Genomic DNA, 21,037 nt, shown 5'->3' on the forward strand with positions numbered 1-21,037 from the left:
GCCGGTCAGCCCGCCCGGACGGTGAGGGTGCTGGGCCCGGTGGCGGTGCGCCGCACCTCGACGCGGTCCGCGATGGTCTGCTTGAGCGCGTCGACGTGCGACACCACGCCGACGACCCGCCCGCCCGCGCGCAGCCGGTCGAGCTCGGCGAGCACCTGGTCGAGCGTGTGCGGGTCGAGCGAGCCGAACCCCTCGTCGACGAACAGCGTGCCCAGGTCGATGCCGCCCGCCTCGGCCGTGACCACGTCGGCCATGCCGAGCGCGAGGCACAGCGACACGTAGAACGTCTCGCCGCCGGACAGGGTCCGCGGGTCGCGCTGCTGCTCGGTGTGGTGGTCGAGCACGCGCATCGCGAGGCCGCGGCGACGCGAGCTCACGTCCTCCTTGGCGTCGCTGCGCACGAGCTCGTACCGGCCGTCGGACATCGCACCGAGCCGCGCGTTGGCCGCGGCGACGACGTCCTCGAACCGCCGGACGAGCACGTACGTGGCGAGCGACAGCGCGTGGTCGTTGTCCGATCCCGTGCCCGACGCGAGCCCCGCGAGCCGAAGCACGGGCGCGGCGTCGCCGAGGCACCGCACGTGCTCGGCGAGCGCGCTGAGCACGCCGTGCGCGGCGTGCTGCGCGGCGTCGGCGCGGGAGGCGGAGACCCCGGCGCGCGCGGTGGCCGCCTGGGCGACCTCGGCGGCGGCCCGCTCGGCCTGCAGCACCGGCTCGACGTCGGGCACCGTGCCCTCGGCCACGTCCGCGAGCAGCGGCTCGTCGGCGAGCTCGGCGAGGCCCGTCCGCACGCGGGCGAGTGCGGCCTCGTGCTGCCGGACCAGCCGGTCCAGCGCGTCGGCCTGGTCGTCCGCCAAGTCGGCGGCGCGGGCCGCGTCGGCATCCGCGAAACCGTGCTCGGCGAGCGCGGACTCGAGCTCACGCGTGCGGCGCACGAGGTCCCCGCCGGTGGCGGCGACGGCCTCGAGCGCCCGGCGCAGGTCCGCCGCCGTGGCGGCCCGCTCGACGAGCGCGGCGTGCCGCGCGGCGACGGTCGGGTGCTCGCCCCGCGCGAGCGCGACCCCGGCCTCCGCCGCGGCGAGCTCGCCGGTCCGCACGTCCAGCAGCACCGCGGCGCTGTCCCGCCCGGCGACCGCGAGCGCCCGTGCGCGGCGGCGGACCTCGGTCTCCTCGTCGTGGGCCGCGAGCCGTGCGGCGAGCCGGTCGGCCTCGACGACGGCCGCGCGCGCCTCGCCGAGGGCGCGGCCGGCCCGCACCAGCGCTTCCCGCGCCTCGTCCGGTGTGGTGCCGTCGGTCGCCTCGCGAGTGGCCGCTGCCTCCGCCTGGACGCGCACGAGCACCTCGCGCGCGGCGACGAGCGCCGCCTCGGCCTGCCGCGCGTCGGCCTCCGCGGCGGCGACCTCGTCGGCCGTCACGTGGTCCGCGCCCAGTGCGGCGGGCCGCGGGTGCTCGGCGCTGCCGCACACCGGGCAGTCCTCGCCCGGGACCAGGGCGTCCGCGAGCTCGCCCGCGAGCCCGGCGATGCGCGCCAGCCGCGCGCTCGCCGCCGCGTGCACGGCCGCCTGCGCGCCGCGCCCGGCGTGCGCGACCTGCGCCTGAGCCGTCTCCTCGCGGGCCAGCAGCGCCGCGAGCTGCTCGTGGGCCTGCGCGCGCAGCCGCGCGGCCTCGACCGCGACCGCCGCGTCCGCCTCGGACGTGCCCTGCGCGCGCGCCGCGGCGAGCTCCTCGCCGAGGGCCGCCGCCTCGGTGGGGCGCTGGGCGAGCCACGCGTCGTGCGCGGCGATCTCCGTCTCGCGGTCCTCGACTGCGCCACGTGCCTGCGTCACGGCCGCGCGCAGCGCCTGCAGCGACGCCTCGGTCGCCACGTCCCGCTCGAGCCCTGCTGCCGTGCGCACGGCCTCGTCGTGCGCGGCCACGAGCCGCTCGACCCCGGGGCCGTCCGCCCCGGGCACCGGGTCGCCGCCGTCGACGAGCCCCGCGAGGTCCGTCGGTGCGACGCCCCGCGCGGCGACGAACGCCTTGGCCGCGGCGTCCCACGCCGACGACGCGAGCCCGACCGCCCGCAGCAGGGGCCGCACGGCGCGCGCGGCCCGGGCCGACGCCAGCCGGCAGGCCGCCTCCCGCTGCGCGTCCTGCGCCCCGACCAGCGCCGCGAGCTCGGCGCGCAGCCGGTCGCGCTGCTCGGCGAGCCGCACGGTGCGCCGCCCGGCCTCCGCCGCGGTGCGCGCGGCCTCGAGCGCGGCCGCCGCCTGGTCGGCCTCCGCCCGGTCACGCTCGGCCTGCGCCACGAGTGCGGCCAGCGGCACGGCGAGCGCCCGCTCGGCGTCGTCCACGGCCCCGCGTCCGGCGAGGACCCCCGTGACCGCGTCGCGCGCCTGCGTGAGCTCGTCGTCCAGCCCCGCGGCACCCGCGAGCTGCGCGACACGCTCCTGCACGGTGCGTCGCGTCGCGTCCGTCGCACGGTCGGCCTCGCGACGCATCTCGGCGAGCCGCGCCTGCATCCGCTCGTACACCTCGGTGCCGAAGATCTTCTGCAGCAGGCTGCGCCGGTCCTCGGGGTCCGCGCGCAGGAAACGCGCGAACTCGCCCTGCGGCAGCACGATCGTCTGGACGAACTGCGCCCGGTCCAGCCCGACGAGCCGCTGGATCTCGGCACCCACCTCGTCGAGCCGGGTCGAGAGCATCTCGCCCGCGGGCTCGTCGTCGACCCCGGCCGCACCGCTGTCCCCCGTCAGCCGCCACAGCCGCACCGACGCCTGCTGCCGCACGGTGCCGGTGCCGCGCCTCTTGGCCCGGTCGAACGCGGGCGTCCGGCGCACGCGGTACCGCCCGGCCGCGACCTCGAAGACGAGGTCGACGAACGTCTCGGTGTCGTCGTCCGCGTACGCCGAGCGCACCCGGTCACCGCTCGCGTCGGCGGAGGCGACCTTGCCGTACAGCGCGAACACGACCGCGTCGATGAGGGTCGACTTGCCCGCACCCGTCGGGCCCTCGAGCAGGAACAGCCCCGACGAGCCGAGCGCCGCGAAGTCCACGGTGTGCCGGTCCGCGAACGGCCCGACGGCCTGCAGGGTCAACGACAGCAGACGCATCAGGCGCTCCGCTCCGCGGCGGCCGCGTGCTCGTACGCGGCGCGCAGCACCGCGAGCTCGTCGGCGTCCGGGCGCGCGCCGCTCACGTGCGCCACGAAGTCGCACGCGACCTCGACCGGGTCGGCCGCGGCCGTCACCGCCCGCAGCACGGTGCCCTGCGAGGTCTGCGGGGGCCGGTGCTGCACGACGAGCGCGTGCGGGAACCGGGCGCGCACCCGCGCGTACAGGTCGTCGGGCCGCCGCTCGTCGGTCACGACGACCCGCACCCAGTCGCCCACGTGCGGCTCACCCGCGGCGCCCAGCAGGTCCGCGAGCTCGCCGGTGACGTCCGCGAGCCGCCGCGGCACGGGCGCGGGCACCAGCTCGGTACGCACCTCGTCGGACGACAGGTCGACGAGCACGCTCGACTTGGTGTGCCGCTGCTCGGAGAACGAGTACGCCAGCGGCGAGCCGCTGTAGCGCATCGTCGTCCCCGGGGGCCCGGTCACCACCTGCGGCCCGTGCAGGTGCCCGAGCGCGACGTAGTCCACACCGCCCAGGACGTGCGACGGCACGTGGTCGACCCCGCCCACCCGGATGTCCCGCTCGGACTCGCTCGCGACCCCGCCGACGACGAACGCGTGCGCGGCCACCACGCTGCGCGGCCGCACGGATCCCGACGGACGCCCGGCCAGGTCGGCGCGCACGCGCGCCATCGCGGCGGCGGTGACGGCCTCGTGCGAGCGCGCGAGGGGCGCCGCACCCGGCTCGGCCAGCTCGGTGCGGACCGAGTCCGGGTCGAGGTACGGCAACCCGTACACGAGCAGCGCACGCCCCTCGTCGTCGACCACCTCGACGGGGCGGGCGAGCGACGCGACGCGGGTGCGCAGCTGCACGCGCTCGCGCATCAGCGCGGCACCGAACCCCAGGCGCGTCGCGGAGTCGTGGTTGCCGGAGGTGAGGACCACGGTCGTGGAGCCGGCGAGCCGGGCGAGCGTCTCGGACAGCAGCGTCACGGCCTCCACGGGCGGGATCGCACGGTCGTACACGTCCCCCGCGACGACGACCGCGTCGACGGCCTCGGAGCGCACCACGTCGACCAGGTGGTCCAGGTACGCCGCCTGGTGGTCGAGCAGGTCGACCCCGTGCAGCGACCGGCCCAGGTGCCAGTCGGAGGTGTGCAGGATCCGCATGTCCCGGACCGTATCCGCCGCCGCCGACACTCCCGCGGGGACAGGCCGGGGACGCGGCCGCACGTTTTCGCCCCCGGCCGGACGGACCGCGGTCCCCACCCCAGGGCGGGGTCGGCGCGCGCGTCCGACCTGCACATCCGCTCGCGCGCAGGAGGTTGTCGGCCTCTGGGGGGATTCGTCGGGTCACTCCGTTCGAGAAGTTCATCCCCCAGGGGGACCTCACGGCGACCCGCGCTTCGGCAAGGTGTGCCCTGCGTGCCGCGGGAATCCAGGTCGACCGGGCCAGGGGCGGCGCACGACCCAGACAGGGGGTTTTCTCGTATGCACACTCGACCTCGTGTGTCCGCGTTCGCGGCGCTCGTCGTCGCGGTCGCCCTCGCAGGATCCACGACCGCGGCCCAGGCCGCCGAGCCCACCGCCGCCACACCGGACGCCGTGACCGTCCCCGACCAGACCGACCCGGCCGAGGCGGCCCGCGTCGACTCCGTCGTCGCGGACATCGACTGGTTCGACTGTTCCAACGTCGTCGACAAGGGTGTGCAGTGCGGCACCGTCGACCTCCCGCTCGACTACGACGAGCCCGAGGGGCCGACGACGAGCGTCGCGCTCGTCCGCGTCCCCGCGACGAAGCCGACCGCCAAGCTCGGCACGCTGTTCCTCAACCCGGGCGGCCCCGGCGGCTCGGGCGTGAACATCGCGATCAACGCCCCGTACTTCCTGCCGAAGGACATCGTCCAGCGGTTCGACCTGGTGGGCATCGACCCCCGCGGCACGAACTTCTCGGACAACGTCGCCTGCTTCCGCAACATCGGCGAGCAGACCGACACGCTGCTGCCCACGTGGGAGGCCGCCTACCCGCGGACCACCGCGCAGCGCACCGACTTCGTGAACTCCGCGAAGAAGTACGGCCAGGCCTGCTCCACGCTCGGCAAGCCGATGTCGGCGTCCATGTCCACCGCGAACGTCGCGCGTGACATGGACGTGATCCGCCGCACCCTCGGCGACTCGAAGCTCACCTACCTGGGCTTCTCCTACGGCACCTACCTCGGCAACGTGTACGCGAACATCTTCCCGGACCGCGTCCGCGCCATCGTGATCGACGGCGTCCTCGACCCCGAGGGCTGGGCCGGTACCGCGGCGAACCAGAGCACCCCGCAGACGCAGCGCATCGCGTCGGGCGACGGTGCGTGGAAGGCCCTGCGGTCGATCCTCACGCGGTGCGGGCAGAAGGGCCCCGACTACTGCTACCTCGCCAAGCGCAGCTCGAACCCGGCGAGGAAGTTCGACAAGTTCGCGAAGGCGATCAAGGCGAATCCGATCGTCATCGACGAGTCGTTCGAGGTGGACTACGGCCTCGTGATGTCGTTCCTGATGTCGGACCTGTACCAGCTCGAGGCGGCCGCGTGGGTCGACATGGACCTCGACATGTTCATGGAGCTGCAGGAGACGCCGACGAGCGCCGCCGAGCGCAAGCAGTGGAACGCGGCGGCGAAGAAGCTCACGTCCCGCATGAAGGAGTACAAGCAGCTCTCCGCAGCGCAGGACGCGGCGAAGCAGGAGCTGGCCGCCAAGGTCCCCGGCTTCGCGTTCCCGTACGACAACGGGCCGGAGGCGTACCAGTCGGTCATGTGCACCGACAGCCTGAACCCGGGCAACGCGGCGAGCTGGGTCGCGGCGGGCACCACGGCCGCCAAGACCGGTAACGCGTTCGGCCAGATGTGGACCTGGGCCTCGGCGCCGTGCGCGTCGTGGACCTGGACCGCCAAGGACGAGGACGCCTACCGCGGCACGTTCGACCACGTGACGTCCGCGCCGGTGCTCGTCGTCGGCAACTGGTGGGACCCGGCGACCAACTACAACGGTGCCAAGGCCGCGGCGGCGCTCCTGCCGAACTCGTCGTTCATCTCGAGCAACAGCTGGGGTCACACCGCGTTCGGCTCGTCGACGTGCGTCGACAACGCGATCACGAACTACCTGCTGACGGGCAAGGCCGTCAAGGGTGCGACGCGCAGATGTGTCGGGGCGCAGCCCTTCGCCCAGAAGCTCGAGTCGTACGAGTCGCTGTCGCTGACGCCGAAGAAGGGCCGCGCGCCCGTCTCGATCCCGGTCCCGGGCACGGCCCCCGCGCTGTGACCTGACCGCACGGCACCCCACGGGTGCCCGCACGACCCGACGGGGGTCGCGACCGAGCGTCGCGGCCCCCGTCGCCGCGTCCCGGCGTCGTGTGGTGAGGTGGGGCCATGGGATCGGTGGACGGTGAGCGGCGCGCGACCGCCGCGCTCGAGGCGTCGGGGCTCGACTTCGTCGTGACGCGGCACGGCCGCGTCGGCTCGCTCGAGGAGGCGGCCGCGGCGCGCGGCGTCACACCGGCGGACGTCGTGAAGTCGCTCGTCGTGCGGCGCGGCGACGACGACTACCTGTTCGTGCTCGTCACGGGCGACCGCGCGATCTCGTGGCCCAAGCTGCGCGCCCTGCTGGGCGTGTCCCGGCTGTCGCTGCCGGACGCCGGCACCGCGTTGGACGTGACCGGGTACGAGCGGGGGACGATCACGCCGTTCGGCTCGCTCACGGCGTGGCCCGTGGTCGCCGACGAGCGCGTGCTCGGGCGGCGGGTGTCGATCGGGGCGGGCGCGCACGGGGTCGCCGCGACCGTCGACGGCGACGCCCTGGTCACCGCGCTCGACGCGACGGTCGCGGACGTCACGCAGGACGCGTCCGGACGCTGAGGCCCCGACCTGCGTCCGGAATGAGCGCGCCACCCCGCGGGCGGACCTGGGAGGATGGGACGCCGTGACCACCGACCAGCGCGACGAGCGCCGCCAGCGCCGCCGTCGCCCTGAGCCGAACGGCGAGGCCCGGCGCGCTCGAGCGGCCGCGGCGCGCGAGGAGGCGGTGCTGCCGCCGATCACCTACCCCCCGGAGCTGCCGGTCAGCGCGCGGCGGGCGGACATCGCGGCCGCCATCCGGGACCACCAGGTCGTCGTCGTCGCCGGTGAGACCGGGTCGGGCAAGACGACGCAGCTGCCCAAGATCGCGCTCGAGCTCGGCCGGGGCCGGGCGGGGCAGATCGGCCACACGCAGCCTCGGCGCATCGCGGCACGGTCGGTCGCGGAGCGCATCGCGCAGGAGATCGGCACGCCGCTCGGCGAGCTCGTCGGGTACCAGGTGCGGTTCACGGACACCTCCAGCGAGCACACGCTCGTGAAGGTCATGACGGACGGGATCCTGCTCGCGGCGATCCAGCGCGACCCGCTGCTGCGGCAGTACGACACGCTCATCATCGACGAGGCGCACGAGCGGTCCCTCAACATCGACTTCCTGCTCGGCTACCTCACGCGCCTGCTGCCGCGCCGCCCGGACCTCAAGCTCGTCATCACGTCCGCGACGATCGACTCCCACCGCTTCGCCCGGCACTTCGCGAGCGCCCCCACCCCCGAGCACCCCGACGGTGTCCCCGCGCCGGTCGTCGAGGTCACCGGCCGCACCTACCCCGTCGAGATCCGGTACCGGCCGTTGTCGCCCGACGCGCTGGGCGTGCAGGACGACGAGCTCGACGACGACGCGCCGCCGCGCCGCACACCGCCCCCGGCCCGCCCGCCCGTGCGGGAGCGCGACCTCATGACCGGCATCACGGAGGCGGTCGACGAGCTGTGCGCCGAGGGACCCGGCGACGTGCTCGTGTTCCTGTCCGGGGAGCGTGAGATCCGCGACGCGACGGACGCGCTGCGCGCGTCGTTCGGCACGCGCGTGACCGACCCGCGCCACCCGCAGGCGGTCGAGCTGCTGCCGCTGTACTCGCGCCTGTCGGCCGCCGAGCAGCACCGCGTGTTCTCGTCGCACCCCGGGCGGCGCATCGTGCTCGCGACGAACGTCGCGGAGACGTCGCTGACCGTGCCGGGCATCCGGTACGTCGTCGACCCGGGTACGGCGCGCATCAGCCGGTGGTCGAAGGCGACGAAGGTGCAGCGGCTGCCGATCGAGCCGATCAGCCAGGCGTCCGCCAACCAGCGCTCGGGGCGGTGCGGCCGCGTGGCCGACGGCATCGCGATCCGCCTGTACTCGCAGGACGACTTCGAGCGACGCGAGCGGTTCACCGAGCCGGAGATCCTGCGCACGTCGCTCGCGTCGGTGATCCTGCAGATGATCGCCGTGGGCGTCGCGGCCTCGCCGCAGGACGTGGTCGACTTCCCGTTCGTCGACCCGCCCGACGTGCGCGCGGTGCGCGACGGCGTGCAGCTGCTCACCGAGCTCGGCGCGATCGAGACCGGGCCGGACGGGACCCGGCTCACCGAGACGGGGCGTGCGCTCGCGCAGCTCCCGGTCGACCCGCGGCTCGCCCGCATGGTGGTCGAGGCCTCGCGCCACGGGGTGCTGCGCGAGGTCGTCGTCGTCGCGGCCGCGCTGTCCATCCAGGACCCGCGCGAGCGTCCCGCCGAGGAGCGCGAGAAGGCCGACGCGCTGCACGCGCGGTTCGCCGACCCCACCTCCGACCTGCTGTCCTACCTGAACCTGTGGGCCTACCTGCGCGAGCAGCGGCGCGAGCTGTCCGGCAACGCGTTCCGCCGCGCGTGCCGCGCCGAGCACCTGAACTACCTGCGGGTCCGCGAGTGGCAGGACGTCGTCACCCAGCTGCGGGACCTCGCCAAGGGTCTGCCCGCGGGGCGCCGTCGCGGTCCCGACGAGGCGTCCGGCGGCGGTGGGGAGGGCGGGTGGCCAGCGCTCGCGGACGGTCCCGACGAGGGTGCGGGTGCCGGCGGCCCGCGGCGCGGCGAGCTGCGCCGCGACTGGGACGCCGACGCGATCCACCGCTGCGTGCTGTCCGGGCTGCTGTCGCACGTGGGGATGCAGGAGGCCACCGAGGTCGCCGCACCCGCTCGTCGGGGGGACAAGCGCCCGGCCCGGCCCGACCGGCGCGGGCGCAACGAGTACCTCGGCGCGCGCGGCGCGCGGTTCGCGATCTTCCCCGGCTCGGGGCTCGCCCGGAAGCCGCCCGCGTGGGTCATGGCCGCCGAGCTCGTCGAGACGTCCCGGCTGTGGGCGCGCGACGCGGCCCGCATCGACCCCGCGTGGGCCGAGGAGCTCGGCGCGCACCTGGTCAAGCGCACCTACTCCGACCCGGCGTGGTCCACCAAGCAGGGTGCGGCCATGTGCACCGAACGCGTCCTGCTGTACGGGCTGCCCGTCGTGGCCGGCCGCCGGGTGCTCTACGCGACGGTCGACCCGGAGGCCGCGCGCGAGCTGTTCCTGCGGCACGCGCTCGTGCAGGGTGAGTGGACCACGCACCACCAGTTCTTCCACGAGAACCGGCGGCTGCTCGCGGAGGCCTCCGAGCTGGCGGCGCGCGCCCGCCGCGCGGACCTGCTGGCCGACGAGGACGCCCTGTTCGACTTCTACGACGAGCGGGTCCCCGCGGACGTCGTCTCCGCCCGGCACTTCGACCAGTGGTGGAAGACCGCGCGGCGCCGCGACCCCGACCTGCTGACGTACTCCCGTGAGCTGCTCGTCTCGTCCGACGCGGACGCGATCGACGAGTCCTCGTTCCCGTCGCGCTGGCCGCAGGGCGACCTGTCGCTCCCGCTGACCTACCAGTTCGAGCCCGGCACCGAGGCCGACGGCGTCACCGTGCACATCCCGCTCCCCCAGCTGCCGCGCCTGACGCCCGACGGCTTCGGCTGGATGGTGCCGGGGCTGCTCGACGAGCTCGTCGTCGCGACGATCCGCGCGCTGCCCAAGCCAGTGCGCGTGCAGCTCGTCCCCGCACCCGACGTCGGCCGCGCGGTGGCCGCCTGGCTGCGCGAGAACACCGCGACCTGGGCCGACACCGTGCGCGCGGGCGACGCCGCGCCGTCGTTCCACGACGCGTTCCGCTCCGCCGTCCGGGCCGTGCGCGACGTGGACGTCCCCGCCGACGCGTTCGACGACGACCGCCTGCCCGCGCACCTGCGCATGACGTTCCGCGTGGTCGGGGACCGTGGCGGAGTGGTCGACGAGGGCAAGGACCTCGCGGCGCTGCAGCACCGGCTCGCGGACCGCGCGCAGGACGCGGTCGACACCGCCGTGAAGGCCGCGCTGCGGCAGGCCATGCGGGAGGCGGGGCTGGCGGCCGACGAGCCCGCGCGGCCTGGTCCGCGCGCGCGCCCGGACCGCGGCGATGCCCGCTGGTCGGACGCGGGTGCCTCCGAGTCGCGGCACGCGAGGGACGGCTCGTCGGGGCCGGTCGCCGAGTCCGTGTCGCGCGCGGGCCTGACGACGTGGCCCGCCGACCTCACGCTCCCCGAGGTCGTCGAGGTGCGCTCGGGCGCGACCGTCGTGCGCGCCTACCCGACCCTGGTCGACGAGCGCACGAGCGTCTCGGTGCGCACGCTCGCCGACGCGTCCGCGCGCCCCGCCGCCGCGCGCGCAGGCCTGCGCCGGCTGCTGCTGCTCGACGTCGGGCTCGCCCCGGCCCGCGTGACGTCCCGCTGGACGGGTGCCCAGGCGCTCGCGCTGGCCGCCAACCCGTACCCGAGCCGCGAGGCGCTCGTCGAGGACGTGCAGCTCGCCGCGGTCGACGCGCTCGTCGACGAGCACCTGCGCACGCGCCCCGCCGAGGCGGGCCGCACCCCCGCGGACATCCGGACGCCCGAGGACTACGCCGCGCTGCGCGCGTTCCTGCGCGACCGGCTCGAGGACCGGGTGCACGCGCTCGTCGGCGTGCTCGTCCAGGTGCTCACCGCGTGGCGCGAGCTCGAGGTAGAGCTCAAGGGGACCTCGAGCCTCGCGCTGCTGGCCACCGCGTCCGACGTGCGCGAGCAGTCGGCGCGACTGGTCCACGCGGGATTCGTCGTCGAGACCGGCGCGGACCGCCTGATGCACCTGGTGCGCTACCTGCGTGCTGCGCGGTACCGGCTGGGCAAGGCCGCCGAGAACCCCGCGCGCGACGCCGACCTGGCGTGGCAGGTGCACGACCTGGAGAACGCGCTCGCGGCTGCGTCCGGGGCGGACCGCGCGCAGGTCGCGATGGTCCGCTGGCAGCTCGAGGAGCTGCGCGTGAGCCTGTTCGCGCAGCAGCTCGGCACCCCGACCCCGATCTCGGCCCAGCGCGTCCGCAAACAGCTCACCACCCTGACCTAACCCCAGCGGATCACGAGAACCCGCCGATCGGAGCTGGACGCGGTGATCGCGGACAGGGCGTCAAGGTCGTCGTCCCCGAGAAGCGCCGACGCCGCGGTGGGCGCCCACACCCCACGACCAGATCTTCTCGCTCCCTCCGAGACAACCTCGGAATCAGCGTGTCCACCTCACGGGGTCAAGCCCCCTCGGCGAACCCACTCCCGCCCACCCCGTGGTTGCTCCGGGTTCGCGCGCGCATACCGCGAGCAACCACGGTCTCGACCCAGCCACCGCGTGTCTCCTGGCTCGGGGATCTCGACAGCGACCAGCCCGGCACATGGCCGAGGTGGCCGGTCGTCGCCCCCGCGGATGCTACGGGAACGGCGCGTCTGAGCCGTAGCACCCACGACGTCGGGGTTGCGGAGCGGGACCGGGCCGACGGGGGGGAACGGGGTTCGGCTGACGGCCTGGCGTCCACAGTGGGCGCGCGAGGTCTGCCGCGCGTGGGCGGGAGACGGCAGACTCAACCGCATGGACGACACCGTGACGGCCGACACCCCGCTGGCGGCCGTGACCGCTCCGGCGCCCGTGACCGCTCCGGCGCCCGTGACGGGGCGGTGCTTCGGGGACGGGGACCCGCTGTACGAGCGCTACCACGACGAGGAGTGGGGTGTCCCGGTACACGGCGAGGAGGCGCTGTTCGAGCGGATCGCGCTCGAGGGCTTCCAGTCGGGGCTCTCGTGGATCACCGTGCTGCGCAAGCGCGAGTCGTTCCGTGCGGCGTTCGCGGGGTTCGACCCGCGGGTGGTCGCGGAGTACGACGAGCACGACGTCGAGCGGCTCCTCGCGGACGCGGGGATCGTGCGCAACCGCCAGAAGATCGAGGCGACCGTCGCCAACGCGCGCGCCCTGCTCGCGCTGCACGCCTCCGGCCGCACGCTCGACGCGTTGTTCTGGTCGTTCGCGCCGGACCGCACGCAGCACGTGCGCCCGGCCTCGTGGGCGGACGTGCCGGCGGTGACGCCCGAGTCCCGCGCGCTCGCGCGCGAGCTCAAGTCGCTCGGCTTCCGGTTCGTCGGACCGACGACGGCGTACGCGGCGATGCAGGCGTGCGGGCTCGTCGACGACCACCTGGCGACCTGCCCGTCGGTGCGTGGGTGAAGTCCCCGGCGGCTGCGGAGACGGATGCGGTGGGTCGTGGCGTTCGGGTGACCCGGCGCGAGAGCAGATCCGCAGGTCAGCGCACGTCGGCCGGGACGGGTCACGCGATTACCCGCGGCGTCCGGCCGTCCCGGTGCCGCCCGCTCGGATGAACCCGGGACGTGCTCTTCTCGGGTGATCCGGCTGTGGGGACTTCGCCTGATCGTGCACGGCGGTTACAGTCCTGCGCATGACCGAGATGCCCGACCACGACGGCGGCCTGGACGCCGTCCGCGGTGCGCGGGAGGCGCTGGGCGGGTCGGTCCCGCCGGACGCGCAGGTCCTGCAAGCGGTCGAGGCCGGTCTGCTGTCGACGGTGACGGGCACCCAGCCGTGGGGCGAGATCCCGCACCAGCGCCCGCGTCCGCTGGCCTGACCCGCGGAGCGTCCTTCCGCCTGATCTGCGACTCTCCGGCGACGCGTCCGCTGGGCGGCCCGCCCGTCTCGCAACGTGAGAAGTCGTGGTCAGCATGTGGGCTCCCGGCCTACGATCACGCCAACCATCCAGAGCGGCCGAGAGACCTGGCTCGTCGACGCCGCAGCAACCCCCCTCCGCGACGAGGGTGTGGGTGCTTCCGCCAGGACCGATGGAGTGGACATGTCGCAGACCCAGTGTCTGAACGGCCCGCCGGCGTGAGCGCGGCGACCGTGAACCCGCCCGCGGCGCAGCCGCGGCTCGACGACGCGCGCGCCGACGGTGCGAGCAGCGCGACGCGCCCCGGCGTCCCGACCGGCGCGCACGTGGCCGCCGACCCGCGGCCGCTCGGCACGCTCGACCGCCCGACGCTCTCGTTCGAGTTCTTCCCGCCGCGCAACCCGCAGGCCGCGCCGCGCCTGTGGGAGACCGTGCGCCAGCTCGAGGCCGTGCACCCGGACTTCGTCTCGGTCACGTACGGCGCGTCGGGCAAGACGCGCGAGACGTCGCGCGCGTTCGTCTCGCGGCTGCTGCGCGAGACGTCGCTGTCCCCGATCGCGCACCTCACGTGCGTGGGCACGAGCCGCGAGGAGATCACGACGATCGTCGAGGAGTTCCTCGACGAGGGCGTGCGCTCGTTCCTGGCGCTGCGCGGCGACCCCCCCGCGGGCCAGGCCGACTGGCAGGCCCACCCGGACGGCCTGGAGACCGCGAGCGCGCTCGTCGGTCTGCTGCGGGACATCGAGTCCCGCCGCTGCGGTGCGAGCCCGGCGCAGGCCGTGCGTGCGCGGGTGCGGCCGCTGTCGGTCGCGGTCGCGGCGTTCCCGCGCGGCAACGCGGCGACGGGCGGCACGCGCGCGCAGGACGTCGCGTCGCTGCTCGCCAAGCAGGAGGCGGGTGCGGACTTCGCGATCACGCAGGTGTTCTACGACGCCGAGTCGTACCTGGGCCTGGTGGCCGAGGCGCGCGCGGCGGGCGTGGTCATCCCGATCATCCCCGGGATCATCCCGTTGACCGACCCGGCCCGGCTGCTGCGCACGCAGGAGCTCACGGGTGTCCCGGTGCCGCGCGACCTGCTCGACGCGCTCGGCTCCGCGGACGACGCGTCGGCGGCGCACCGCATCGGCACCCGCGCGGGTGTCGACCTCGTCAAGGGCGTCCTCGACGGCGGCGCACCCGGCGTGCACCTCTACACGTACAACAAGCACGAGGCCGCGCTCGACCTGCTCGAGGGCGCGCAGCTGGACGGCTCGACACGCTGAGGTCGGCGCCCACGTCCCCCGAACCCCGCACCACCACGACACGAAGGCTGGACCCCATGAGCGAGACCCCGCAGTTCCCGACCGGCTCCGTGCTCGGCTACCCGCGCATCGGGCCGCGCCGCGAGCTCAAGAAGGCCGTGGAGGCCTTCTGGGCCGGGAGGTCCACGGCCGACGAGGTCGAGGCGACCGCCGCGGCGCTGCGCCGCCGGACGCGCGAGCGCCTCGTCGAGCTCGGCCTGCCGAAGGACACGGCCGCGATCCCGAGCGCGTTCTCCTTCTACGACCAGGTGCTCGACGCGACCGCGGTCGTCGGCGCGATCCCCGCGCGCTTCGCGGACCTCGTCGGTGAGGACGGCACGCTCGACCTCGCGGCGTACTCGACGGTCGCGCGCGGCCGTGGCGACGACCTGCCGCTCGAGATGACCAAGTGGTTCGACACCAACTACCACTACCTCGTCCCGGAGATCGGCCCGGAGACGACATTCTCGTACGTCGGCACGCGCCCGGTCGCGGAGTTCGTCGAGGCGCTCGCCGACGGCGTCCTGACCCGCCCGGTGATCGTCGGCCCGGTGACGTACCTGGCGCTCGCGAAGGCGACCGAGGGTGCGCCCGCGGATTTCGCGCCGATCGACCGGCTGCACGACCTGCTGCCCGTGTACGCGGACCTGCTGCGCGACCTCGCGGCGGCGGGGGCCACGTGGGTGCAGCTCGACGAGCCCGCGCTCGTCTCGGAGAGCATCGACGTGCCGGTCGAGCGTCTGCTCGCGGCGACCGCGGACGCGTACCGCGTGCTCGCGACCGAGCTCGCGCGCCCGCAGCGTCCCGCGCTGTTCGTCGCCGCCCCGTACGGGGACCTGGGCGCCGCGCTCCCGGTGCTCGCGGGCACCGACGTCGAGGCGATCGGGCTGGACCTGGTCAAGGGCACGGCGCCCACCGAGGCGGTCCCGGGCCTGGAGTCGAAGACGCTCGTCGCGGGCGTCGTCGACGGTCACAACATCTGGCGCGCGGACCTGGACGCCAAGCTGCAGGTGCTCGAGCAGCTCGAGGTCATCGGTGCGGGCGCGGTCGCGGTCGGCACGTCGACGTCGCTGTTCCACGTGCCGCACGACACGGCGGACGAGCCGAACCTGGACCCGACGCTGCGCTCGTGGCTCGCGTTCGCGGACCAGAAGGTCGCGGAGGTCGTCACCCTCGCGGAGGGCCTGTCCGAGGGCCGCGAGGCGATCCACGAGCAGCTGCTCGAGGCGTCCGACGCGGTCGCGTCGCGCCGCAGCGCGCCGGGGGTGGTGCGTCCCGAGGTGCGCGAGCGCACGGGCGGCCTGTCCGACGACGCGTTCGCGCGCGGCTCGTTCGACGAGCGCAAGGAGGCCCAGGCGCAGCGACTGAACCTCCCGCCGCTGCCGACGACCACCATCGGCTCGTTCCCGCAGACGCCCGAGATCCGTAAGGCCCGCGCGGCGCACGGCAAGGGCGAGCTGACCGACGAGCAGTACGTCGAGGAGATGAAGGCGGAGATCCGCCGCGTCGTGGAGCTGCAGGAGCGGATCGGTCTGGACGTGCTGGTGCACGGCGAGCCCGAGCGCAACGACATGGTGCAGTACTTCGCGGAGAACCTCGACGGCTTCGCGGTCACGGAGAACGGCTGGGTGCAGTCGTACGGCTCGCGCTGCACGCGCCCGTCGATCCTGTGGGGCGACGTGTCGCGGCCGAAGCCGATCACGGTCGACTGGACGACGTACACGCAGTCGCTCACGAGCAAGCCGGTCAAGGGCATGCTCACGGGCCCGGTGACGATCCTCGCGTGGAGCTTCGTGCGCGACGACCAGCCGCTGCGCGAGACCGCGAACCAGGTGGCCCTCGCGCTGCGCGACGAGATCACGGACCTCGAGGCCGCGGGCATCGCGGTGATCCAGGTCGACGAGCCCGCGCTGCGCGAGCTTCTCCCGCTGCGCGCGGCGGACCACGCGGACTACCTCGACTGGTCGGTGCGCTCGTTCCGGCTCGCGACGTCGGGCGTGCGTCCGGACACCCAGATCCACACGCACCTGTGCTACTCGGAGTTCGGCCAGATCATGGGTGCGATCGACGGTCTGGACGCGGACGTCACGTCCATCGAGGCGGCGCGTTCGAAGATGGAGATCGTCGAGGACATCGCGGCGGCGGGCTACCCGCGCGCGGTGGGCCCGGGCGTGTACGACATCCACTCGCCGCGCGTGCCGTCGGTCGAGGAGATCACCGAGCTGCTGACGGGTGCGGTCAAGGCCATCGCGCTCGACCAGCTGTGGGTCAACCCGGACTGCGGGCTCAAGACGCGCCGGTACGACGAGACCACGCCGAGCCTGGAGCACATGCTCGTGGCGACCCAGGCGGTCCGCGCCACGCTCTGAGACACCGCGCGAACGGGTCGGCCCAGCCCCGGGCCGACCCGTTCGTCGTCCCGACCCGAGCCCGCGCGTGCTGGACGCGGGCCGAGACCAGGGCGATCGCGAGCACGTCGGACGGTGGGTAACGTCCGGGAGGTGAGCCTGTTCGACGTGTCGCTCGAGGAGCTGCGGACCCGCACCAGCCAGAAGTGGCGCCGCTACCCGCCCGACGTGCTGCCGCTGTTCGTCGCGGAGATGGACGTGCGCGTGTGCGAGCCGGTGGTGGCGGCGGTGACCCACGCGCTGCGCCGCGGCGACACGGGCTACCCGGCCGGCCGGCCGTACCAGGAGGCCTTCGCGGGCTTCGCGGAGCGCCGCTGGGGCTGGGCGCCGGACCCGGCGACGACGGCCCTGGTGCCGGACGTCATGCAGGGCGTCTCGGAGCTGGTGCGGCTGCTCACGGACGACGACGGCGTGGTCGTCATCAACCCGCCGGTGTACCCGCCGTTCCGGGCGTTCGTGCGGCGCACGGGCCGCGCCGTGGAGCGTGCGGACCTGGGCGCGGACGGTCGCCTCGACCTCGCGGCGCTCGACGAGGCGTTCGGCCGGGCGCGGGCGGGCGGGCGGTCGGCGGTGTACCTGCTGTGCCACCCGCAGAACCCGACGGGCACGCTGCACGCCCCGGACGAGCTGCGCGCGGTCGGCGAGCTCGCGGCGCGGCACGGCGTGCGGGTGGTGTCCGACGAGGTGCACGCCCCGCTGGTGCTCGACGCGGACGTGCGGTTCGTGTCCGCGACGACGGTGATCCCCGGCGCGGTCGCGGTGCACTCGGCATCCAAGGCGTTCCACCTCGCGGGCCTGAAGGCGGCGCTGGCCGTGCCGGGCCCGGACGCCGTGGCGGACCTGGCCCGCCTGCCCGAACTGGTGTCGTCCGAGGTCGGGCACGTACCGGTCCTGGCGCACACCACGGCGCTCACGCACGGCGACGACTGGCTGGACGCGCTCCTGGAGTCGTTGCGGGACTCGCGTGCGCACCTGGGCGCGCTGCTCGACTCGCGGCTGCCGCGCACGCGGTGGACCCCGGGCGCGGCGACGTACTTCGCGTGGCTGGACCTGCGCGAGCAGCTGCCGGGCGAGGAGGACCCGGCGGCACGCCTGCTGGCGGACGCGCGCGTCGCGCTGAACGCGGGCCCGACGTTCGGGCGCCCGGGCGCGGGCTTCGCGCGGCTCAACTTCGCGACGTCCCGCGCGATCCTCACCGAGGCGGTCGAGCGCGTGGCGCGCAGCCTGCCCGCCTGAGGTCGCACGCGCGCGACCGGCCCGCGCGGTCGTGCGCGGGCCGGTCGCGGCGGGTGGCCGGTCAGGCCGACGCGGACGTGATCTCCGGCGTCGGGGCGGCGGTGCCGTGCTGCACCTCGATGCGCCGCGGCTTGGCCTCCTGGGCGACCGGGATGGTCAGCGTGAGGACGCCGTCGGTGTAGGTCGCGCTGATCGCGTCGAGCGCGAGCCCGCGGCCGAGCGTCAGCTGGCGCGCGTAGGTGCCGGACGGGCGCTCCTTGGCGAGCCACTGCACGTCCTCGTCGGTGCGCGGCGAGCGCTGCGCGCGGATGGTCAGCGTGCGGTCCTCGACGTTGACGTCGATGGTGCCCGGGTCGGCGCCCGGCAGGTCGACGTGCAGGACGTAGTGGTCGCCCGAGCGGTACAGGTCGACGGGCATCGCCTGCGAGAGCGCGGCGGTCCGGTCGGCGTTCAGGACGGACGTCAGGAGTCGGTCCATCTCCCGGAACGGGTCGGTACGAGTAGCCATACCCTCACCTCCTTCGCAGCGAGGTGCCGGACCACCCGGCGCCTCGGGTACGTACCGGGCGCGCGGCCCGGTGGGCTACGGCACTGTTCTAGCACTCTCACCGACCGAGTGCTAAACGAGGTTCGCTCAGGGCAGACGCGCGCCGGAGAGGTGCTCGACGATCCGCACGTCGGCGTCGAGCCACGGCACGTCGAGCCAGTGCGCACGCGGCAGCCACCGCAGCTCGTCGTGCTCGACGAGCGGCTCGGGCGTCCCGGCGCTCACCTCCGCGAACCACAGGCGCATCGCGTACGTCTCGGACAGCCGCCACGCACCCTCGTCGGGACCGACGACCTCGTCGCCGAGCGTGACGCGCACGCCCAGCTCCTCCCGCAGCTCACGGTGCAGAGCCTGCACCGGGCTCTCGCCGGCGTCGACCTTGCCGCCGGGGAACTCCCAGCGGCCGGCGAGGCTCGCGGGGGTCGCGCGGCGCGCCGCGAGCAGCGCGTACGGGTTGTCGAGGTCGTCGACGATCGCGGCGGCGACGACGAGCACGGGAGCCATGCGGCGAGTCTGCCAGGAGCGCCCCGGGCGGTCCCGCAGACGACGACGGCCCGCCCTCGTCAGGGCGAGCCGGTCGGGTGCCCGCTGCGCAAGGCCGGCCTCGAGGCCGCAACGGGGCGCGCCGCCAAGGCGGCGCGCCGCGGCCGCCCGGCGCGCTCCGCGCGCACCACCACCGACCAGTCGGCCGTCGAGCAGACTCCGACCCCGGCCGCCACCAACGACGCACAGCCCGCGACGCCCGAGTCCTGACCCCAGCACGAAGAGCGGCGCCCACCCGTTGGTTCCGCCCTTCGTCGTCCCACCGGTCAGCCCCTCGTCCACCTGTGGACGGCTCGAGCTCCACCGCTACGCGGCTCCACCCGCCCACAGGTGGACGACGGGACCCAACCTGACCGCGCGCACACAGGCGCCACCCTCAGGTCAGTGCCTCACGCCGGTCACGGATGGCGCCTGTGCACGCACTGCTCCGTGCGGAATCAGCCGCCGGCATCCGCGCGCATGGGGTGCCACCGCGACACGCGGCAGACGCAACGGGCGCGAGCGGTCACCTTTCCAGCGGTCGGTTGGGACGGCCGAGCTGCGCGGTCCGAACCGCGCGCGCGGCCGCGGCGTCGACAAGGGCGGCACCGCGCGCCGGCCGGGCCATGCTCAGCTCACGCACTGGCTCCCCCGTCACGGACGTGACCCGGAACAGGTCGTACTCGAGCACGGCCGGGCACTCCTGTGCGACCCGGCGGGCGTTGCCCTCGCACACCGACGGGCCGTCCGGTCCGGACGGGAACACGTCGCGCAGGTACTCGCTCGGCACCCAGCGACCGCCCAAGCCGGTCTCGTCGACGCCCTCGACGAAGTTGACACTGACGTCACGCCAGCGCGCCTCGACGCGTGCCGCAGAGATCGCCGCGGTCGTCTCCACATCAACGACGCGGATGGCGTAGCCGGCAGCGTCCAGACGCTGCGCGACCTCCAGACCAACGTCGGCACTGGACAGCACGGTGTCGATCACCACATCGAGGCGTTCGTCGATCGCGGCCTCACGCAGGAGGCGGGCGAGGTGCGACGACTCCTCATGTACGAGCGACGCGAGCTCCAGTGGCGCGAAGCGCTCCCCGGCCGCTTCCAGCTCGCGCACCTCGGGCGGCTTGATGACCGTCTCGTACGTGCCATCGGCGATCGCTTCACGCAGCAGCTCGTGCTTGAAGTCGTCGGCGTCGATGCTCAGCCACCGGTCAGCATCGGCGCCGAGCAGTGCGGCGCGCGCGTGGCTCTTGCCCGCCCCCGGCGGCCCGGCCAGGATCATCGCGCGGGGCGTGCGTCCGGACGCGACCCGACCCGCGAGCGAGTCCGCCAGCAGTCGCGCGTGCAGCAGTGCCCGCTCCGCGGTGGGCTTACCGCCGCGGAACCACGCGCGGTGATTGCGCGTCGCGTTCGGGCCCATCGCACTGAGCGGACCGCCTGCGCGCATCAGGCGTCGCACGGTCTCTCGGTGCGCCTCGAGCGCACCGGGCGACTCCTCGGTCATGCGGCCACGCCCAGAGATGCCGGCCGGGCGGTGGTGTCAGCGAGCTGGGGAATCACCGCGCAACGGTATCGACCCGATCGAGCACTTCGGTGTAGGTCTCGGCGTCGATCAAGCCGCGATGCAGCGCACGCTCGACCTGCTCCCACTCGCCGTTGTTCCCGGTCATCCAGTCCACACCGTCGGTGGCCCGGGCCGGCGCGTACGGCCACCGCGCGAGCTCGTCGACGAGCTGCCCCCGCTCGATCAAGCCCGCAACGAACCGCTGGATGATCTCCTCCGGCGACCCGCCCGAGAAGCCATCGCGAACCTCGGCCACCTTGAGTGCACGGTCCATCCGCTTGGACACCGCCGGCTGAGAAATCCCCAACTCCTGGGCGATCTGCGACTGCGGGACGACCGCCTTGAGCGAGCGCAACGCCCGCAGTTCCTCAAGGTCGTCCACGCTCTGACGCGCACGCAGGGAAACCACGCGCCTGAGCACAGCCTGGGGATCTTGCTGAAGCACACTCATCGTCACACCTCCGACATAACCCAGGCTATACCCGCGGTGCGCGCTCGTCTATGCGACC

The 21,037-nt window shown here is 74.6% G+C and carries 14 protein-coding genes and 1 riboswitch; of the genes, 8 read left to right on the top strand and 6 right to left on the bottom strand.

Going from position 1 to position 21,037, the window contains the following annotated elements:
• Positions 1–5: 5 nt before the first annotated feature.
• Together ACT17Q_RS15295 and ACT17Q_RS15300 are read right to left on the bottom strand one after the other, a co-directional pair.
• Positions 6–3,092: an AAA family ATPase gene (locus ACT17Q_RS15295; protein WP_444663499.1), complete on the bottom strand. Its 3,087-nt coding sequence runs from the start codon at positions 3,090–3,092 to the stop codon at positions 6–8.
• Entirely contained in the window at positions 3,092–4,264 is a 1,173-nt protein-coding gene (locus ACT17Q_RS15300) for an exonuclease SbcCD subunit D (RefSeq protein WP_444663501.1), read from the bottom strand. The genes ACT17Q_RS15295 and ACT17Q_RS15300 overlap by 1 nt, the downstream gene beginning before the upstream one ends.
• A gap of 339 nt (positions 4,265–4,603) precedes the next feature.
• Between ACT17Q_RS15300 and ACT17Q_RS15305 the strand changes: the two genes are divergently transcribed.
• From ACT17Q_RS15305 to ACT17Q_RS15340, 8 genes are all read left to right on the top strand, one after another.
• Complete coding sequence (locus ACT17Q_RS15305) at positions 4,604–6,397, top strand: alpha/beta hydrolase (protein ID WP_444663503.1); 1,794 nt, start codon at positions 4,604–4,606, stop codon at positions 6,395–6,397.
• A gap of 107 nt (positions 6,398–6,504) precedes the next feature.
• Complete coding sequence (locus tag ACT17Q_RS15310) at positions 6,505–6,990, top strand: aminoacyl-tRNA deacylase (RefSeq protein WP_094181587.1); 486 nt, start codon at positions 6,505–6,507, stop codon at positions 6,988–6,990.
• A 64-nt stretch (positions 6,991–7,054) separates the two neighbouring features.
• Entirely contained in the window at positions 7,055–11,377 is a 4,323-nt protein-coding gene (gene hrpA, locus ACT17Q_RS15315; protein WP_444663505.1) for an ATP-dependent RNA helicase HrpA, read from the top strand.
• 510 nt (positions 11,378–11,887) lie between these two features.
• Positions 11,888–12,517, top strand: a complete 630-nt coding sequence (locus tag ACT17Q_RS15320) for a DNA-3-methyladenine glycosylase I (RefSeq protein WP_444663507.1) — start codon at positions 11,888–11,890, stop codon at positions 12,515–12,517.
• Positions 12,518–12,746: 229 nt separating this feature from the next.
• Positions 12,747–12,932, top strand: a complete 186-nt coding sequence (locus tag ACT17Q_RS15325) for a hypothetical protein (protein WP_141319688.1) — start codon at positions 12,747–12,749, stop codon at positions 12,930–12,932.
• 121 nt (positions 12,933–13,053) lie between these two features.
• A riboswitch (SAM riboswitch) is annotated at positions 13,054–13,150 on the top strand.
• A gap of 39 nt (positions 13,151–13,189) precedes the next feature.
• Positions 13,190–14,233 (top strand): methylenetetrahydrofolate reductase, encoded by a 1,044-nt coding sequence (locus tag ACT17Q_RS15330; protein WP_444663509.1) that lies wholly within the window; start codon positions 13,190–13,192, stop codon positions 14,231–14,233.
• 56 nt (positions 14,234–14,289) lie between these two features.
• Positions 14,290–16,620 (top strand): 5-methyltetrahydropteroyltriglutamate--homocysteine S-methyltransferase, encoded by a 2,331-nt coding sequence (gene metE, locus ACT17Q_RS15335; RefSeq protein WP_444663511.1) that lies wholly within the window; start codon positions 14,290–14,292, stop codon positions 16,618–16,620.
• 132 nt (positions 16,621–16,752) lie between these two features.
• A complete protein-coding gene (locus tag ACT17Q_RS15340) occupies positions 16,753–17,895 on the top strand; it encodes a MalY/PatB family protein (protein WP_444663513.1) in 1,143 nt (380 codons plus the stop codon).
• 61 nt (positions 17,896–17,956) lie between these two features.
• Here the strand turns inward: ACT17Q_RS15340 and ACT17Q_RS15345 are convergent, their stop codons facing one another.
• From ACT17Q_RS15345 to ACT17Q_RS15360, 4 genes are all read right to left on the bottom strand, one after another.
• Positions 17,957–18,403, bottom strand: coding sequence for an Hsp20/alpha crystallin family protein (locus ACT17Q_RS15345; protein WP_268530707.1), 447 nt, complete (start codon positions 18,401–18,403; stop codon positions 17,957–17,959).
• Between the two features lie 126 nt (positions 18,404–18,529).
• Positions 18,530–18,946, bottom strand: a complete 417-nt coding sequence (locus ACT17Q_RS15350; RefSeq protein ID WP_444663515.1) for a (deoxy)nucleoside triphosphate pyrophosphohydrolase — start codon at positions 18,944–18,946, stop codon at positions 18,530–18,532.
• A gap of 544 nt (positions 18,947–19,490) precedes the next feature.
• Entirely contained in the window at positions 19,491–20,468 is a 978-nt protein-coding gene (locus tag ACT17Q_RS15355; RefSeq protein ID WP_444663517.1) for a zeta toxin family protein, read from the bottom strand.
• Between the two features lie 52 nt (positions 20,469–20,520).
• Entirely contained in the window at positions 20,521–20,979 is a 459-nt protein-coding gene (locus ACT17Q_RS15360) for a hypothetical protein (protein ID WP_444663519.1), read from the bottom strand.
• Between the last annotated feature and the right edge of the window lie 58 nt (positions 20,980–21,037).

It is taken from the genome of Cellulomonas sp. CW35 (assembly GCF_052378485.1).
GTDB lineage: Bacteria > Actinomycetota > Actinomycetes > Actinomycetales > Cellulomonadaceae > Cellulomonas > Cellulomonas uda.

Coding starts and splice junctions, on each gene's coding strand:
- ACT17Q_RS15325 (WP_141319688.1), top strand. CDS start 12,747: ATGACCGAGATGCCCGACCACGACGGCGGCCTGGACGCCGTCCGCGGT.
- ACT17Q_RS15350 (WP_444663515.1), bottom strand. CDS start 18,946: ATGGCTCCCGTGCTCGTCGTCGCCGCCGCGATCGTCGACGACCTCGAC.
- ACT17Q_RS15355 (WP_444663517.1), bottom strand. CDS start 20,468: ATGACCGAGGAGTCGCCCGGTGCGCTCGAGGCGCACCGAGAGACCGTG.
- ACT17Q_RS15320 (WP_444663507.1), top strand. CDS start 11,888: ATGGACGACACCGTGACGGCCGACACCCCGCTGGCGGCCGTGACCGCT.
- metE (WP_444663511.1), top strand. CDS start 14,290: ATGAGCGAGACCCCGCAGTTCCCGACCGGCTCCGTGCTCGGCTACCCG.
- ACT17Q_RS15295 (WP_444663499.1), bottom strand. CDS start 3,092: ATGCGTCTGCTGTCGTTGACCCTGCAGGCCGTCGGGCCGTTCGCGGAC.
- ACT17Q_RS15345 (WP_268530707.1), bottom strand. CDS start 18,403: ATGGCTACTCGTACCGACCCGTTCCGGGAGATGGACCGACTCCTGACG.
- ACT17Q_RS15310 (WP_094181587.1), top strand. CDS start 6,505: ATGGGATCGGTGGACGGTGAGCGGCGCGCGACCGCCGCGCTCGAGGCG.
- ACT17Q_RS15300 (WP_444663501.1), bottom strand. CDS start 4,264: ATGCGGATCCTGCACACCTCCGACTGGCACCTGGGCCGGTCGCTGCAC.
- ACT17Q_RS15360 (WP_444663519.1), bottom strand. CDS start 20,979: ATGAGTGTGCTTCAGCAAGATCCCCAGGCTGTGCTCAGGCGCGTGGTT.